The 15697-nt window shown below is 67.5% G+C and carries 11 protein-coding genes and 2 pseudogenes; 8 read left to right on the plus strand and 5 right to left on the minus strand.

From position 1 onward, the window contains the following. The first annotated feature begins 21 nt into the window (after positions 1 to 21). Together GJ629_RS17830 and hisH are read left to right on the plus strand one after the other, a co-directional pair. A complete protein-coding gene (locus GJ629_RS17830; RefSeq protein WP_370515766.1) occupies positions 22 to 1755 on the plus strand; it encodes a redoxin domain-containing protein in 1734 nt (577 codons plus the stop codon). A 63-nt stretch (positions 1756 to 1818) separates the two neighbouring features. Next, positions 1819 to 2468 (plus strand): annotated as a pseudogene (gene hisH / locus GJ629_RS02810) (imidazole glycerol phosphate synthase subunit HisH). On the opposite strand, the gene GJ629_RS02815 reads toward hisH, so the two are convergent. Beyond that, positions 2469 to 2762: a hypothetical protein gene (locus tag GJ629_RS02815; protein WP_157511651.1), complete on the minus strand. Its 294-nt coding sequence runs from the start codon at positions 2760 to 2762 to the stop codon at positions 2469 to 2471. A gap of 83 nt (positions 2763 to 2845) precedes the next feature. On the opposite strand from GJ629_RS02815, the gene GJ629_RS02820 reads away from it, so the two are divergent. Both GJ629_RS02820 and GJ629_RS02825 read left to right on the plus strand, forming a co-directional pair. Beyond that, positions 2846 to 3223, plus strand: a complete 378-nt coding sequence (locus GJ629_RS02820; RefSeq protein ID WP_157511652.1) for a Rid family detoxifying hydrolase — start codon at positions 2846 to 2848, stop codon at positions 3221 to 3223. Continuing rightward, positions 3220 to 3405 (plus strand): hypothetical protein, encoded by a 186-nt coding sequence (locus tag GJ629_RS02825; protein ID WP_157511653.1) that lies wholly within the window; start codon positions 3220 to 3222, stop codon positions 3403 to 3405. The genes GJ629_RS02820 and GJ629_RS02825 overlap by 4 nt, the downstream gene beginning before the upstream one ends. A gap of 3 nt (positions 3406 to 3408) precedes the next feature. On the opposite strand, the gene GJ629_RS02830 is transcribed toward GJ629_RS02825, so the two are convergent. After that, entirely contained in the window at positions 3409 to 4221 is an 813-nt protein-coding gene (locus GJ629_RS02830) for a DUF4097 family beta strand repeat-containing protein (RefSeq protein ID WP_157511654.1), read from the minus strand. Positions 4222 to 4305: 84 nt separating this feature from the next. Here GJ629_RS02830 and GJ629_RS02835 point away from each other — a divergent pair, with 84 nt between their 5' ends. Then, entirely contained in the window at positions 4306 to 4854 is a 549-nt protein-coding gene (locus GJ629_RS02835) for a pre-rRNA-processing protein PNO1 (protein WP_157511655.1), read from the plus strand. Positions 4855 to 4944: 90 nt separating this feature from the next. Here the strand turns inward: GJ629_RS02835 and GJ629_RS02840 are convergent, their stop codons facing one another. The 3 genes from GJ629_RS02840 to GJ629_RS02850 form a co-directional block, all read right to left on the minus strand. Beyond that, positions 4945 to 5376, minus strand: coding sequence for a chemotaxis protein CheW (locus GJ629_RS02840; RefSeq protein ID WP_157511656.1), 432 nt, complete (start codon positions 5374 to 5376; stop codon positions 4945 to 4947). Further along, positions 5376 to 7700, minus strand: a complete 2325-nt coding sequence (locus GJ629_RS02845; RefSeq protein WP_157511657.1) for a methyl-accepting chemotaxis protein — start codon at positions 7698 to 7700, stop codon at positions 5376 to 5378. The genes GJ629_RS02840 and GJ629_RS02845 overlap by 1 nt, the downstream gene beginning before the upstream one ends. Positions 7701 to 7813: 113 nt before the next feature. Next, positions 7814 to 11344, minus strand: a complete 3531-nt coding sequence (locus GJ629_RS02850; RefSeq protein WP_157511658.1) for a PAS domain S-box protein — start codon at positions 11342 to 11344, stop codon at positions 7814 to 7816. A 180-nt stretch (positions 11345 to 11524) separates the two neighbouring features. On the opposite strand from GJ629_RS02850, the pseudogene GJ629_RS02855 reads away from it, so the two are divergent. The 3 genes and pseudogenes from GJ629_RS02855 to thsA all read left to right on the plus strand — a co-directional run. Continuing rightward, positions 11525 to 12555: pseudogene (locus tag GJ629_RS02855) on the plus strand (AAA family ATPase). A 107-nt stretch (positions 12556 to 12662) separates the two neighbouring features. Continuing rightward, the gene (locus GJ629_RS02860) at positions 12663 to 13853 is read left to right on the plus strand and encodes an MFS transporter (RefSeq protein WP_157511659.1); all 1191 of its coding nucleotides are present in this window, start codon (positions 12663 to 12665) and stop codon (positions 13851 to 13853) included. A 123-nt stretch (positions 13854 to 13976) separates the two neighbouring features. Further along, positions 13977 to 15697 (plus strand): thermosome subunit alpha (thsA, locus tag GJ629_RS02865; protein WP_157511662.1); only part of this gene is annotated, 1721 nt, incomplete at its 3' end.

Raw genomic sequence — 15697 nt, forward strand, 5'->3', positions numbered from 1 at the left:
CGTACACGCTTGTATGGTGTAATGCTTCAACCGGGGGACGAGGCGCCCGGGTTCGAACTCCCGGCGACGGTCGGTCAGGACGTGACGCGGCAGTCCCTGAGTGACTACGTCGGCGACGACGTCGTCGTCCTCGCGTTCTACCCTGCGGACTTCAATCCGGCCTGTGACGAAGACGGCAGCGACCTCGGGGAACTGGATCTATTCACGATGCAGAAGGACGTGACGATACTGGGCATCTCGCCCGACAGCGTCTACAGCCACCGACAGTTCGCCTCGGCCTACGACCTGAACGTCCCGCTTTTGAGCGACACCCGCCGCGAGGTGGCCGAGGCCTACGGCGTGACCCGGGAGGACGAGAGCGACGGCTACCTGATCGACCGGGCGGTGTTCGTCGTCGACCTCCACGGCGAGATCCAGTACTCGTGGGCGACCGAGGACCTCCGGGAGTTGCCGAACGTCGATCCGATCCGGTCGGCCATCGCGGCCGTGGGCGGCGACTCGACGGCCGTCTCGCGGTACAAGGTCGGCCACGCCCACTACGTCGAGGGCCGGCGGGCGTTCACCAGCGCGATGAACGCCTACGGCGACCACGACTGGATGACCGCCCGGAAGGATTTCGAGCGGGCACGCGAGGAGTTCGAGGAGGCCGAAGACGAGTTCGACACAGCGTTGCGCTTCTCGGACGCCGGCGTGTTGAACGGCCCCTTCGAGGAAGCGCGTCTCAAAGCCCAGTCGCTGTGGCAGGCCGCGGACTGGCTGGCCGACTCCGCCGACGAATATTCGAGCGGCAACGGGGCCGCCGGCGAGGAGTACCGCGACGACGCCGAGTCGCCGCTGACCAGCGCCCGGACGATGGACGAACCCGTCGGCCCCGGGAAGATAGTGGTCGAGGACGGCGAGGTGACCATCGGCGAGGAGGAGACATCGGTCATGGACCGGGTCCGGGAACAACAGGCGACTGAAGACGACGGCGGCGCGGCCGCGGCCGGCGGCGTCGACCTCGACGTCGACCGCATCGAAGCCGACGCGGGCGAGGACGCGACCGACGGCGAGAGCGACCCCGGGGGACCAGCGACCGAGGCCGCGCGGCGGGCCCGCGAGTACGGCGGCGAGGGCGTCGAGATGGGCGGTCCCGAGGGGGCCGGCGAAGACCAAATCGCCGACGCCGTCGGTGAGGTCGCGCCAGACGAACAGCCACCGTCGGTCGAAGAGACCCGCGAGTCGGTCAGCGAGAAGACCGACCCGGAGGAGGATGTCAGCGACGAGGAGGTCGCCGAGATAGCCGCGGAACTGGAGGCCCAGAACGACGGCGAGGACGACGCGGACGCAGCGACGAGGAGGTCGCGGATATCGCCGCCGAACTGCAGGACGACGGGGAGTGACCGAACCGTCGGTTTCTCCACGGGGCCGTCCCAAGCGGTCGGTATGGAAGACCGCGAGACGGTCGCGCGGACGTACTACCGAGCCATCGACGACGACGAGTACGACCGCCTCCGGTCGCTGCTCGCCGACGGCTTCGAGCACGTCCGCCCGGACCGGACGCTTTCGGGACCGGACCGGTTCGTCCGGTTTATGTGCGAGGAGCGACCCCAGAAAGACACCGACCACGTCCTCGACGGCGTCTACGCCGACGGTACGTCGGTCGCCGTCGAGGGGCACCTCCTGTCGGCGTCGGGCGACCGCCTGTTCGGGTTCGTCGACGTGTTCGCCTTCGAGGGCGAGCGGATCGAGACGATCAGAACCTACACAGCGTGAGGACCGGGCGGCAACGCTGGTGGCGACAGAAAGGGACTTCCCCCCGCCTCTCGAACGGCCGGTATGAGCAGCACACGCCAGACCACCGCGGACGTGGTGGTCGTCGACTACGGCCTCGGGAACCTCCGGAGCGTCACCCGCGGCCTCGAACGGGCGGACGCGAGCGTCGAGGTGAGCGGCGACCCCGACGCCCTCGCGGCCGCCGACGGCATCGTCCTCCCCGGCGTCGGAGCGTTCTCGGAGGGTATGGACAACGCCGGCCCCTTCCGGGAGACGTTGGTCGAGGAGGCCGAGTCCGGGACGCCGCTGTTCGGTATCTGTCTGGGGATGCAGATGCTGTTGACGACGAGCGAGGAGGCCGAACACGCCGGCGAGGGCGGGGCCGAAGGGCTGGACCTGATCCCCGGCGCGAACCGGCGATTCGACGGCGACCGGAAGGTCCCGCATATGGGCTGGAACGAACTCGACGTCCAGCGCGACCACCCGCTACTCGACGGCGTCGACGGCGAACACGCCTACTTCGTCCACTCCTACTACGCCGACCCCGAGGACGACGACGCGTGGTGGCGAGCACCGACTACGGGACGGAGTTCGCCAGCGTCGTCGCCAACGAGGCGGGCAACGTCTTCGGGACACAGTTCCACCCCGAGAAAAGCGGCGACACGGGCCTGCGCATCCTCCGGAACTTCGTCGATTTCTGCGCCGAACGCTGATCAAGCGGTGAGCAGCAGGCCGACGCCGCCGAGGCCCAGAAACAGGCCGACGAGGACCCCGACGGCGGCGATAGCCAACAGGGTGCGGTCCGACAGCGACGGCGCGGCGACGCGGTCCGAGTCGACGGCGATCAGCCCACCGATACCGAGCAGCGTGACGCCCATAATACCGACCAGCAGGGCGAGCAGCCGCGACATCTCCCCCTCCAGCAGTTGCCCGGCCGAGAAGACGGCGTTGCCGGCCCCGAGGACGAACAGCCCGATACCGTACAGAAACCGCGCGTTCAGCTCCATACCGCCACCTCGCGGCCGGCGCGAATAAATCGGGCGCTTCCCGCCGCGGTGTTTTTATGCCCCTGCCGGGCGGGGTAAAGAGTATGAGAGACATCGTCAGTACCGACGCGGCCCCGGCGGCGGTCGGAGCGTACAGTCAGGCGACGGCGACGGACGATATGGTGTTCACCGCCGGGCAGATACCGATGACGCCCGACGGCGACTTGCTCGACGGTGCGGCCATCGACGTCCAGACCGAGCAGGCCTTAGAGAACGTCGCCGCGATACTCGAAGAGGCGGGGTCGAGCATGGGCGACGTACTGAAGGTGACCGTCTACATGACCGACGTAGAGCAGTTCGACGCGATGAACGACACCTACGAGGGCTTTTTCGAGTCGGACCCGCCGGCCCGCAGCGCCGTCGAAGTCGCGGCGCTCCCGAAGGGCGTCGACGTGGAGATAGAGGCCGTCGCGACGCGATGAGACCGGCCACCAAGGAGGTGCTGCTGTGGGGTGTCATCGGCGGCCTCTCCTTTCTGGTGCTCGCACAGGGGTACGAACTGCTGGCCGAGGACCCGATAAGCGCGGCCGTGAAGGCGGGTGTGGCGATAGTCGTCGCCGTCGGGGCGGCCGTGACGACCCGGCAGTTACAGGGTCGCCTCTGAGGCTCAGATCGGGCGGAGGCGGACGTCGCCGTTGGTCGTCTCGGCGGTGAGCGTATTCCCGCCCTCGCCGAGGGTCCCGCGGAGGCGCGTCGTCCGGTCGATGTCGACGTCGAGGGCGAGGCCGCTGTACCCCACGTCGCCGTTCGTCGTCTGGAGGTCGACCACGGCGTCGAGGTCGTCGGGGACGGCGACCCTGATCGGCCCGTTGGTCGTCTCGACGGTGGTGTCCCCGCGGACGGCGGGCACCTCGACGTCCACCTCGCCGTTGGTCGTCTCGACATCGTCGATGCCGCCCACGTCCCGGGCTTCGACGGTGCCGTTGGTCGAGCGCAGCGTCAGGAACCCGTCGACACCGTCCGCGCGGACGCGGCCGTTGGTCGTCGTCAGCGTCGCGTCGCCGGCCACGTCGGTCGCCGAGACGTCGCCGTTCCGGGTCCGGAGACGCTCGACGGGGACGTCGTCGGGGAGCGTGAGGTCGAGGTCGACGGCGACGCTGGCGTCGTTCGGGACGTCGCCGACGACCGTCTCGATTCGGGTCCGGTCGTCGGTCGTGTCGCTGTCGACGGTGACCGCCGAGAGGAGGTCCTCGCCGTAGCGGGTGCGTTTCGTGATCGTCATCTCGATGCCGTCGGTGGCGCCGTCGGTGACGCTGACCGCGCCGTTTGTGTTCTCGACGATCAGCGGTGTGCCGCCGGTCGCCTCGACGGTCCGGGAGGTGCGGTCGGTCACCGCTTCGCCGGGGATCGAACAGCCAGCGAGTCCCGCCGTGGCGGTGAACGCGCCGGCGATGAACGCGCGTCTGGAGGGCCGTTGCATACGCCACTGCGCTCGCGCCAGCGACAAATTCCTACCGGTGGTGAGTGCCGAACACTTATCCTGTGCGGTCGCATACGGCCGTTTATGCAACACGTGACGATTCCGCAGGATCGGATCGGCGTTCTCATCGGCGAAGGGGGTGAGACGATGCGCGAGATCGAACAGCGCGCGGAGGTGCGACTGGACATCGACAGCGAGACCGGGTCGGTCAAAGTCGAGTCCGTGGGCGACCCGCTGGCGGCACTGAACGGTCCCGACATCGTCAAGGCCATCGGGCGCGGGTTCACGCCCGAAGACGCCTTTCGGCTTCTGGAGGACGATATGATGCTGTTCGATCTCATCGATGTCGGCGACATCGCCCGGAACAAAAACGACCTCAAACGGATCAAGGGGCGGCTCATCGGCGAGGACGGCCGCACGCGGGAGTTGATGGAGGAGTTGACCGGCGCGTCGGTCGCCATCTACGGGTCGACGTTCGCGATGATCGGCGGGCCCGAACAGGTCGAGGCCGCCCGCGAGGCCGCCGAGATGATCATCGAGGGCGCACCCCACGGCTCGGTGTACTCGTTCCTCGAACGCAAGCACAACGAGATGAAACACCAAGGGCTGGAGTACCACCAGTTCACCGGATAGGCGAGTCACAGCGGGCGGTCGTCGCTCTTTTCAACGTGCGGGACGCCGGTGACCGGGCTCGACCGACGAGCGACGAGGGGACCGGCGAGACTAGTCGAGTCGACTGTGGACGGGACCGGGGGCGACCCAGAGGACGAACCCGTCGTCCGTCTGCAGGATACCCTCGACGTACTGGTTGTCCTCGACCGGCTCGGTCTCCGGGTCGGCGAGGTCCTCGACGCGGTGGACCCGGTCGACGAGCCATCCGACCTTCCGGTCGTCGTCGGTGTCGAAGATGATGACCTGCCGGGTCGTAGCCGTCGAGTCACCGTCGAGGACCGACGACGGGTCGATGACGGTCGTCGTCTCGCCACGCAGGTTCATCACGCCTTCGACGAGGGGCGGGGCGCCCGGGAGCGAACTCACCGTGTCCGCCTCGACGATTTCGTCGATGCGGTCGATACCGACGCAGAACCGGTCGGCCCCGAGCGAGAAGACCAGTACCTGCTCGGGGGCGTCGACCGTCGCAGTGCCACCGGACATCAGTGTTCCCTCCGGGGTGGTCGGTCCCCGTCGCCGGACCCGTTGCCGTTCGTCGGCGGAGTGAGACTCGTCTCCGGGTCGAGGACGGTCGGTCCGGAATCGGAGTCGGCGGCGGCCTCGGGTTCGGAGTCGTTGGCGGCCTCGGGGGTGGGTTGGCTAGTCGACGGGTCGGTGTGTGCGTCCTGCAGGTCGGTCCCGGTCTCGAAGTCCGACACCTCGTCGTGGAGCGTGTCGGCCAGTCCCGAGAGTTGCTGGAGATTCTGTGAGGCCTCAGAGAGCGAGGACGCCTGTTCCTCGGTCGCGGCGGAGACGTTGCTCGCTTCGGCGCTGGTCTGTTGGCTCACGCCCGACACCTCGTCGACCATCGAGACGACCTCTTCGCTGGAGGCGGCCTGGTCGTCGGTCGCGTCGCTTATTTCGCGAATCCCGCCCTCTGCCTCCTGGACGGCGTTGGCGATGTCGTCGAACATGTCGATTGCGTCCTCGATGGTGTCGGAGCCGGCTTCGACGCGGGCACGCATCTCCTCCATCTCGTCGACCGTCTCGTCGGTCGTCGACTGGACCTCGTCGATACGGGCTTCGATTTCGGTGGTCGCCTGTGCGGCCTCCTCGGCGAGTGACTTTATCTCGTTTGCGACGACGCCGAAGCCCTCGCCGGCCTCGCCCGCCCGCGCGGCCTCGATAGACGCGTTGAGCGCGAGCATGTTCGTCTGCTCGGCGATGTTGGTTATCATCTCGACTATCTCGCCTATCTCGTCCATCTTCGCCTCGAGGGTCTGGACCTGATCGGTGGCCTCCACGGCCGTCGATTCGATGGCCGCTATCTCCTCGGAGGCGTCGGCGGCGTGTTCACGGCCCGTCTCGCCCCGTTCGACGGCGGTCGTCGCAGTCGCGGCCACCTCCTCGGAGGAGGAGGCTATCTCCTCGACGGTCGCGGACATATCGTTCATCTCGCTGGCGACTTCCTCGAGGTTCTCACTCTGGAGTTCCGCGCCGTGGGATATCTCCTCGACTGAGGTCGCGACCTCCTCGCTCGCGGCCTCTATCTCCTCGGCACTGGCGGTGACCTCCTCGCTCGACGCGGCGACCTCCGTGGCGATGGACTGGACGGACTCGATACTGTCACCCAGTTGTTCGACGCCGGCTTGCAGGTCCGAGAGCGCGTCGCCGTACTCCCCGGGCTGGTCGGTGTCGAGTCGCTGGTCGAGGTCGCCGTCTTTGAGCCGGGCGCTCGCGTGGGATATCTCCTCGAAGCTCTCCGAGAGCGTCTCCATCCCGTCGTCGAACGTCGTCAGTATCTCGCCGTAGTTGCCGGGTCGGTCGGTGTCTATCTCCCGGTCGAGTCGGCCGTTCTGGAGGTCCTGACTGGCCGAGCGAATCTCCTCGAAGCCGCCGACCATCTGGGTCGCACCGCGGTCGAGATTCGTCATAATCTCGCCGTAGCTCCCGGGGAGGTCGGTCTTCCGGTCGCGGGTCTGGAGTGCGTCGTCGCCGGCGGCGAGGTTGTTGCTGAACGTGTCTATCTCGGTGAACACCTCGCGCATATTGGCCTGCATCTCGCTGAAGGCGTCGCTCATCCGGCCGAGTTCGTCGTTCTCGAGGTGGTCCTCGACCTCGGTCGTCAGGTCGCCCTCGCTCATCGCGACGGAGGCCGCCTCCAGTTCCGTGATCGGTTTGGTGATGCGCTGCGCGACGAACAGTCCGATAGCGATGGCCACCGCGAACGCGAAGAGACTCAATCCGAGGATGAACAGTTGGCTCTGGTTCGTCGTGTCGTCGGCGGCAGCGACCGAGGCAGCCATCTTCTCGTTCGCGTCCTCCTCGAAGGCGACCGTATCCTCCTCGAGGGACGCGTATATGTCGTCGACCTCGGTTACTTTCTGTTGTGCGGCGTCCTCGTTCCCGGCTTCCATCGCCGTGATGACCTCCTCGGCGGTATCACCAGCGGTCTCGTGTTGGCGTTGCATCTCCGAGAGACGTTGCTCCTGTTCGTCGGTCAGGTCGTCACGGTCGACGAGTCTCGAGTACTGGTCCTCGAAATCCGAGGCGGCAGCACGGTACTCCTCGACGGCGTCCATATCACCGGCGGCGACCGCCAACAGGGCACGCCGCTCCGATTCGAGGTCGTACTTCATCTCCATCGAGGCGTCGGCCTCCGCGACGTCGTCCTCGACGATAGAGTGGAGTTCGGCGTCGACGGTGCCCACACTGGTGTACCCAACGGCGCCTGTCAGGGCGACCAACGCCGCCACGAGGACGAACGCGAGGATGAGTTTCGGCCGCAGGTCGAGGCGGTCTATCTTGATCTGGTCTAGTAGTGACATGTATGCCCTCTAGGTAGGTGTTGCGGGACAGTAACGTTCAGACTGACAGTTCGCTACGGAACCGCTCGGCGATACTGGCGGTTAACTGTCTAACCCGTGGTTATCAGGGCCGATTATTGCCTCGTGTCGAGAAACTGTGTCAGGACCTTTCGGTGGGCCGCCCTGAGGTGTTTCGACACCGCCGGCCCCGAGATGTCGAACGCGGCCGCGAGGTCCGACCCCGTCACGTCACGGGGCATCTCGTAGTACCCGCCGTGGTAGGCGGCGTTCAGGACCTCCAACTGTCGGTCGGTGAGGTCGTCGGTCGTCGTCTCGGTCCGTCGTGACCGCTGGCGCTGGGCGGCCATCTCGATGTCGTCGAATCGGGTCGTCAGGGCGTCGAATATCGGCCGGGTCGAGACGTTTCGCGGGAGCGTGACGGTGAGTCGCGTCCGCGTCGGGTCCGATACGGCCCCCACGAGTTCACCGCCGTGTTTCCCGATGTCCGCGGCGACGAACGGGCGTTCGAGCGTGAGACTCAACTGGTCGCCGTCGCCGCTGCCGAACCGCCGGGCGTCGAGGACGCTCGGACTCTCGCGTGCGCGGTCCAGCACGCACCCGACGTCGCCCTCGTCGACCGTGACGAGAATCCGGACCGCGTCGTCCATCGTCTCGGCGACAGTGTCGTATCTGATTTCGGTGTCGGTCTCGGCCGCGAGGCGCTGTAAGGGGAACGTCCGGTCGGCCACGTCGAACACGAGTTCGGTGTACTCCTGGTTCGAGCCGGGGTACCGCTGTTCGAGGATCCGGCTGTAGGTCACCACGAGGGACCCGACGTCGTCGAGCAGTTCCTCGTACGTCTCGTCGAACCCCTCGTCCGACCGGGAGTACACCGACAGGACACCGTACAGGACGCCGTCGTACACCAGTGGCACGCTCAACGCGGCCGTGAACTGCGCCGACATCGCCTCTTTGGCCCAGTCCCCCTCGTGGACGTGTTCGGCGATGTGAGAGACACGCTGTGGCTCTCGGTCCGCGGCGGCCCGCCGTGCGGGGAGGCTCTCGGCGTCGTCCTGCAGGACGGCGTCGAGGTACGCGTTCCCCGCGCCGGCCCACGTCGTCGCCGTGAGGTCGGTGTCGGCGGTCTGTGGGTGGCCGATCCACGCGAAGTCGACGCGGTCGGCTTCGAGCAGTTCGTCACAGACAGTGGCCTCGAGTTCGTCGTGGCTGTCGCTGTCGGCGATGCGGCGCTGGAGGGTCCGAATCGTCTCGACGATGCTGCGCAGTTGCTCGAGGGCCTGTTCCTGCTCGTCCAGTTTGCCCGCGAGTTCCGTCCGGGCCTGTTCGCGCTGGAGGCTCTGGAGTACCGCCTCCGCGTTCGTCGCCACCACCTCTATCAGTTCCCGGTCGACGTCGTCGAACGCCTCGTCGTCGGTGTCGCCCACCACGATCAGTCCGAAGTCGCCGATGGGGACCGCGAGTATCCGGTCAGCAGCGAGGTCGAGAGACGCACCGGCGGCCGCCGGGTCGACCAGACGGGAGTCGCCCGTCCGGTAGGCGTCCCAGAGCGGGGAGTCACCGGGAGAGACGACGCCCGAGGCACCCGGCGCATCGTCGACACGGAGGGACCGGGTCTGTGGTCGCAAGACACCGTCTTGCTCGTCGAATCGACTGACACTGACGTACTCGAAGCCGAAAGCGTTCTCGAGGAACTCGACGACGAACGTCGCGACGTCGGCCTCGGCGGTCGGAGGGTACGACTCCCGGGACGCCACGTGGAGTTGATGGAGGATCCGCTCACGCTTTTCCAGCGCACGCGCTCGTTCGCGCTGTTCGGTCACGTCCTGTGAGACGCCCATCGCGGCGAACACCGATCCGTCGTCCGCCCGGACCGGGACGATACGGAACTGGTAGATCCGGTCGCCGATGGTCTCCTCGAAGGAACTGGGGGCGCCATCGAGGGCAGCGGTGTAGTGGGGGACCACTACCTCGGCGAGTTCGTCCGGGAGGACCTCGGCGACGTGCGCCCCTCGGAGTTCGTCCGGCGTCGCCTCGGCCTCCTCGACCGGCGTCCCGCCGACGGTCGTGTATCTGAGGTCCGCATCGACCAGCGCGACCGCGCCGTTCGGGAAGTTCTCGACGAGCGTCCGGTACCGGTTCCGGGACTCCTCGAGTGCGCGCTCGTACTCGACCTGCTCGGTGACATCCCGCTGGAATCCGACGTAGTTGAGCAGTTCGCCGTCTGCGTCCCACACCGGTGCGACTTCGAGTTGGTTCCAGAACATCGACCCGTCGCGCGTGTAGTTGCGGAGTTCGGCTGTGACCGGTCGTTCGTCGTCGATAGCCGCACGGATGCGAGCGACCGTCTCGGGGTCCGTGTCCTCCCCCTGTAGGAACCGGCAGTTCCGACCGATAGCTTCCTCGGGCGAGTAGCCCGTCCGGTCGTGGAACTGCTGGTTAGCGTAGATAAGCGGGTTGTCCTCACGGGACGGGTCCGAGATAGTGATACCTATCGGCGCCGCCTCGATGGCGCGGCTCTTCCGACGGAGTTCGCGTTCGCGCTCGCGCCGGTCGGTCACGTCCTGAAACGTCCCTCGCGCTCCGATCTGTGTCCCGTCGTCGTCGGTCCACGGCTCGCCCCGGGTCCGTATCCAGCGACAGTCGCCGTCCGCAGTCTCGATACGTAGCTCCAAGTCGTAGCTCTCGCCCGCCGACAAGAGGCGTTCGTACGCCTCTCGGACCGTCTCACGGTCGTCCGGGTGGTAGAACCCGATGGCGTCCTCGAGAGACAGGTCCTGGTCGGGGGACAGCCCGTATATCCGGTAGACCTCGTCGGTCAGGCGAAGTGTCTCGGACTGGTCGTCGACCTCCCAACCACCGATAGCGGCGACGTGTTGTATCTCCCGCAGGAACTCCCGGTTTCGGGAGAGTTCGGACTCCCGCCGCGTTCGCTCGGTGACGTCCTGTGTCATCCCGACTGCGGAGGTGACGCGGCCGGACCCGTCGGTGACCGGGACGGTCCGATGGACCAGTGTCCGGCCTTCGACGACCGTTTCGACGACGGTCTCCCGGCCGTCGAGCGCGGCCTCGTAGGAGTCGACGAACTGGTCGCGGTCTCCCGACCCGACAGCCCTGACGTGTGCGCCCACGACATCGTCGGGCGTGACCGACAGTCGGTCGAACAGGCGTCCGCCGGCGAGAGCGTACCGGAGGTCCCGGTCGACGAGCGTCACGGCACCGTTCGGGAAGTTCTGGACGACGGCGTCGGCGACGTGTCGTTCCGGGTCCGGATGCGCCTCGGCAGTCGCCGTGTCGAGGTCTGTCTCCGAGGCGAGAACGCCGGCGAGACGCTGGCCGAGGAGCGTCGGGTGGTCGGCGAGCGTCGCGGCGTCGACGGCGTCGGCCGCCCCCGCGTCGAGCGCCGTCGTCAGCGTGTCCGAACAGCTCTCGGGGACGACAGCGACAGTCGGGGTATCCGGGTGGGACCGCCGGACGGCGGCGAATCGCTCGTCTATCGGACACCCCCAGAGGAGACAATCGACCGCCCCCGCGTCGGCCGCAGTGTCGGGCGACCGCTCGGTGACCGCCGCGTCGGTCGTCGTGAGCGCCGCGTCGAGTACCCGACGGGCGTCGTCGTCGGCGGCGACAGAGAGGACGTGAATCATCCGAATAGGTCCCGCATAGGGGAGAGACGACAACAGACCACAAGGTGTTTGTGATTATTCTCACACGTCGATAACTGGAGTCGGACTAGGGGCGCGACCGCTGGAGCACACCGAAAGTCCCACTACGGCGCTTCCCGAAAGGAGTCAACAGTGACCGAGGAATCGGATTCGGGCGTCGACGTGACGCGCGCCGACGGCGACAGGGTCGGCGACGTGGTCGAACGGCTCCGACAGCTGCGGGAAGAGGACGACGAGCGGGACAGCACCCGCTCTGAGGGGGTGTTGCTCGATCAGTTACAGGAGGTCGAGAAGCGACTGCTGGCGTTCGGGGAGGCGCTGGGCGGGGACCCCGAGGAGGTGACGGACCTGCCGTTCACCGAGGAGGCGAGCCTCGACCAGATGCCCGAACCGCTGTACGTCCGCCACGACACCGAGATGCTCAATCAGGTGACGAGTTGGCTGTTGCAGGACAGCACATCGGGCTGGTCAGCCCCTACGGGACCGGCAAGACCGCGTTCCGCGAGATCGTCCGCCGGGACCTCGGGAAACACGAGGACTTCATCGTGGCCTATCTGGACAATCCCAGAGAGACGACACCGCGGAAGCTGTACGCGACGCTGATCGGTGCGGCCGCCGAGGCGGGCTACGAGATAGACACCGACGAGTACGACCAGATTCGCAACGGCGTCCCGTGGGTCACCGAGGAGGCCAAGGCCGCGGTCCACTCGCTTGTCGACGAGATTCGAGCGGCGGGGAAGACGCTGTTGCTCGTCGTCGACGAGATAGAGGTGCTGCCGGCGGAGTTGCTGTCGACGCTGCAGGTCGCCGGCGATATGGGCGTGCGCCTGTTCCTGATGGGGACGCCCGAGGGCAAGCGCCGCGTGGCCGAACTCCGCGGGACGCTGGGGTCGCGACTGCGCTACTACGAGGGTATCCAGCCGTTCAGCCCCGAGGACATCGCCGAGTACATCGGCCGCTCGATGGCGTACTTCCGGGACGAGGCCTACGAGGGCCAAGAGCAGACGCTGTTCACCGACGCGGCCATCGCCGACGTCCACGAACACTCCGAGGGCGTCCCGCGGGAGGTCCGCATCGAGTGCCGGGAGCTGTTCATCCGGGCAGCGTTCGTCTGGTACCGGACCGGACAGGACGTAGAGCGAATCAAGATTACGCCGGAACTCCGACACCGCCGGTTCGGGATGGAGTACTGAGGCCGCCGTCTGCGGCGGTTGGGACAGCGTCCCGAGGCCGCCGTCTCTCGGCGGTCGGGACAGGCAGTTCGAAACGCCGTTGCCCGTCGAGTCACAACGCCCGGCAGATGCACGACAGCGGGCGGACCCGAGCGACGCTGGGCGTGATCCTCGCCGCGGCCACGCTGACGGTGATGGCTGGCGCGATTCTGGGGCCGGTCGTGCCGTCGATCAGCGCCGGCCTCGGCGTCTCGGGGGCGCTCGCGGGCCTCATCATCACGACGCACGGTATCCTGATCGTCCTCGTGAGCCCGGTCGCGGGGTCGATCATCGACCGGATCGGTCCCCGGCGGCCGTTCGTCCTCGGACTCGGCCTCTACGGCGTCGGCGGCGGGGCGGGGCTGGTCGTCGACAGTTTCCTACCGTTGCTGGCCTCACGGGTCGTTCTCGGCGTCGGCGTCGCGTTCGTCTACACCGGCATAACGGTGCTGCTGTTCACCCTCTACGAAGGTCGGCGGATGGACCGGGCGCTGGGGCTCCGGAGCAGTGCGAACAGCCTCGGCGCGGCCGTCTGGCCGCTGGTCGGCGGGGCGCTGGGGTCGCTGTCGTGGCAGGCCCCCTTCGCGGTGTACCTCGTGGCGATTCCGCTGGGGCTGGCGGCGGTACTCGCTATCCCGACGACCGACCGCAGCCGGCCCGCCGGGTCGGACGCGTCGCTGTCGGCACGGCTCCGCGGGCTGGCGGCGGTGTTCGTCGAGCGGCCGACCATCCCCGCAGTGTACCTCCTCTATTTCACCGCGAACCTCCTGTTGTACGCCGTCGTCGTCTACTACCCGCAGTTGCTCGGGGAGGTCGGCGTCACCGCGACGCTGACCGTCGGCCTGTACCTCGCGGTCAACGGTGCGGCCGGCGGCGTCGTCGCGGCCGTCTACGACCGACTGGTCGCCCGCGCGGGCCGGACGTGGCTGGTCACCGCCGCCGGGGCGCTGTGGGCCGTCGGGTTCGCGCTGGCGGCGGTCGTCGCGACGCCGCTCGCCGCCGCCGCGCCGGTCGTCCTCATCGGGTTCGGCATCGGGCTGGTGTTTCCCAGCGCGTTCGCGTGGATCGAAGCGCTCGCGCCGCCCGACCGTCAAGGGTCGCTGAGTTCCTACGTCGCCTCGGCGGGCTATCTCGGCCAGTTCTGCTCGCCGCTGGCGTTCGGCCTCGCCGTCCCCCTCGGCGGCGTCCGGGCGGTGTTCGCGGCGGCGGCCGCCGTCGCCGTCCTCACCCTCGGCGGGACGCTACTGGCCGGACGACGGGGCGCGAATAGTAGTATTTAAACCCTCGCTCGGTACTCGTTGTCACACCCGGTCTGACCCACCCCGGTTCGGCCGCTTTGTGCCACGATACGACACTTTTATATAGAAGGACATTCAATCCTTGCGATGACTATGGCTCAGCAGATGGGTAACCAGCCCCTCATCGTACTTTCGGAGGATTCCCAGCGAACGTCCGGGAAGGACGCACAGTCCATGAACATCACGGCCGGGAAGGCCGTCGCCGAGTCCGTCCGGACCACACTGGGTCCGAAGGGGATGGACAAGATGCTCGTCGGGGACACCGGCGACGTCGTCGTCACCAACGACGGCGTCACCATCCTCGACGAGATGGACATCGAGCACCCCGCGGCGAACATGATCGTCGAAGTCGCCCAGACCCAGGAGGACGAGGTCGGCGACGGGACGACCACCTCGGTCGTCATCGCCGGTGAACTCCTCGCCAAAGCCGAGGACCTGCTGGACCAGGACATCCACGCGACGATCCTGGCACAGGGGTACCGTCAGGCCGCCGAGAAGGCCACCGAGATCCTCGAGGACATGGCCATCGAGGTCGACGAGGACGACACCGAGATCCTCGAGTCCATCGCCGAGACGGCGATGACGGGCAAGGGCGCCGAGTCCGCCAAGGACACGCTGGCGTCGCTGCTAGTGCAGGCCGTCCAGTCGGTCGCCGACGAGGACGGCGTCGACACGGACAACGTCTCCGTCGAGACCGTCGTCGGCGGCGCTATCGAGGAGTCCGAACTCGTCGAGGGCGTCATCGTCGACAAAGAGCGCGTCCACGACAACATGCCCTACAGTGTCGAGGACGCCAACGTCGCGCTGCTTGACACCGCCATCGAGGTCCAGGAGACCGAGATCGACGCCGAGGTCAACGTCACCGACCCCGACCAGCTCCAGGAGTTCCTCGATCAGGAGGAACAGCAGCTCAAGGAGATGGTCGACAAGATCGCCGAGGCCGGTGCCGACGTGGTCTTCTGCCAGAAGGGCATCGACGATATGGCCCAGCACTACCTCGCACAGGAGGGCATCCTCGCCGTTCGACGCGCCAAGAAGTCCGACGTCAAGGCGCTGTCGCGCTCGACGGGCGCCCGCATCGTCTCGAACATCGACGACATCTCCGCCGACGACCTCGGCTTCGCGGGTTCGGTCTCCCAGAAGGAGATCGCCGGCGACGAGCGCATCTTCGTCGAGGACGTCGAGGACGCCAAGGCCGTCACCCTCGTCCTCCGCGGCGGCACCGAGCACGTCGTCGACGAGGTCGAGCGCGCCGTCGACGACGCGCTGGGCGTCGTCCGCGTGACCCTCGAGGACGGGCAGGTCGTGCCCGGCGGGGGCGCACCCGAAGCGCAGCTCTCGCTGGGCCTGCGTGACTACGCCGACTCCGTCGGCGGCCGCGAGCAGCTCGCCGTCGAGGCCTTCGCCGACGCCATCGACGTCATCCCGCGCACCCTCGCTGAGAACGCCGGTCTCGACCCCATCGACTCGCTGGTCGACCTCCGCAGCCAGCACGACGGCGGCGACACCACCGTCGGGCTGGACGCCTACACGGGCGACATCATCAACATGAAGGACAACGGCGTCGTCGAGCCCCTCCGCGTGAAGACCCAGGCTGTCGAGTCCGCCACCGAGGCGGCCGTGATGATCCTGCGCATCGACGACGTCATCGCCGCCGGCGACATGAAGGGCGGCGGCTCCGACGACGACGATGACGACGCCCCTGGCGGCCCCGGCGGCGGTATGGGCGGCGGCATGGGCGGTATGGGCGGCATGGGCGGTATGGGCGGCGCGATGATAAATCCCACTTTTTTACGCTCGGGTCTCGCACGCGAGCCGTCCGGCTC

Source organism: Halapricum sp. CBA1109, assembly GCF_009741825.1.
Classification (GTDB): Archaea; Halobacteriota; Halobacteria; order Halobacteriales; family Haloarculaceae; genus Halapricum.

Excerpts from the sequence above, each read along its gene's own strand:
- GJ629_RS17830 (WP_370515766.1), top strand. The coding sequence starts at position 22 with ATGCTTCAACCGGGGGACGAGGCGCCCGGGTTCGAACTCCCGGCGACG.
- GJ629_RS02815 (WP_157511651.1), bottom strand. The coding sequence starts at position 2,762 with ATGGAGCTGAACGCGCGGTTTCTGTACGGTATCGGGCTGTTCGTCCTC.
- GJ629_RS02820 (WP_157511652.1), top strand. The coding sequence starts at position 2,846 with ATGAGAGACATCGTCAGTACCGACGCGGCCCCGGCGGCGGTCGGAGCG.
- GJ629_RS02825 (WP_157511653.1), top strand. The coding sequence starts at position 3,220 with ATGAGACCGGCCACCAAGGAGGTGCTGCTGTGGGGTGTCATCGGCGGC.
- GJ629_RS02830 (WP_157511654.1), bottom strand. The coding sequence starts at position 4,221 with ATGCAACGGCCCTCCAGACGCGCGTTCATCGCCGGCGCGTTCACCGCC.
- GJ629_RS02835 (WP_157511655.1), top strand. The coding sequence starts at position 4,306 with ATGCAACACGTGACGATTCCGCAGGATCGGATCGGCGTTCTCATCGGC.
- GJ629_RS02840 (WP_157511656.1), bottom strand. The coding sequence starts at position 5,376 with ATGTCCGGTGGCACTGCGACGGTCGACGCCCCCGAGCAGGTACTGGTC.
- GJ629_RS02845 (WP_157511657.1), bottom strand. The coding sequence starts at position 7,700 with ATGTCACTACTAGACCAGATCAAGATAGACCGCCTCGACCTGCGGCCG.
- GJ629_RS02850 (WP_157511658.1), bottom strand. The coding sequence starts at position 11,344 with ATGATTCACGTCCTCTCTGTCGCCGCCGACGACGACGCCCGTCGGGTA.
- GJ629_RS02860 (WP_157511659.1), top strand. The coding sequence starts at position 12,663 with ATGCACGACAGCGGGCGGACCCGAGCGACGCTGGGCGTGATCCTCGCC.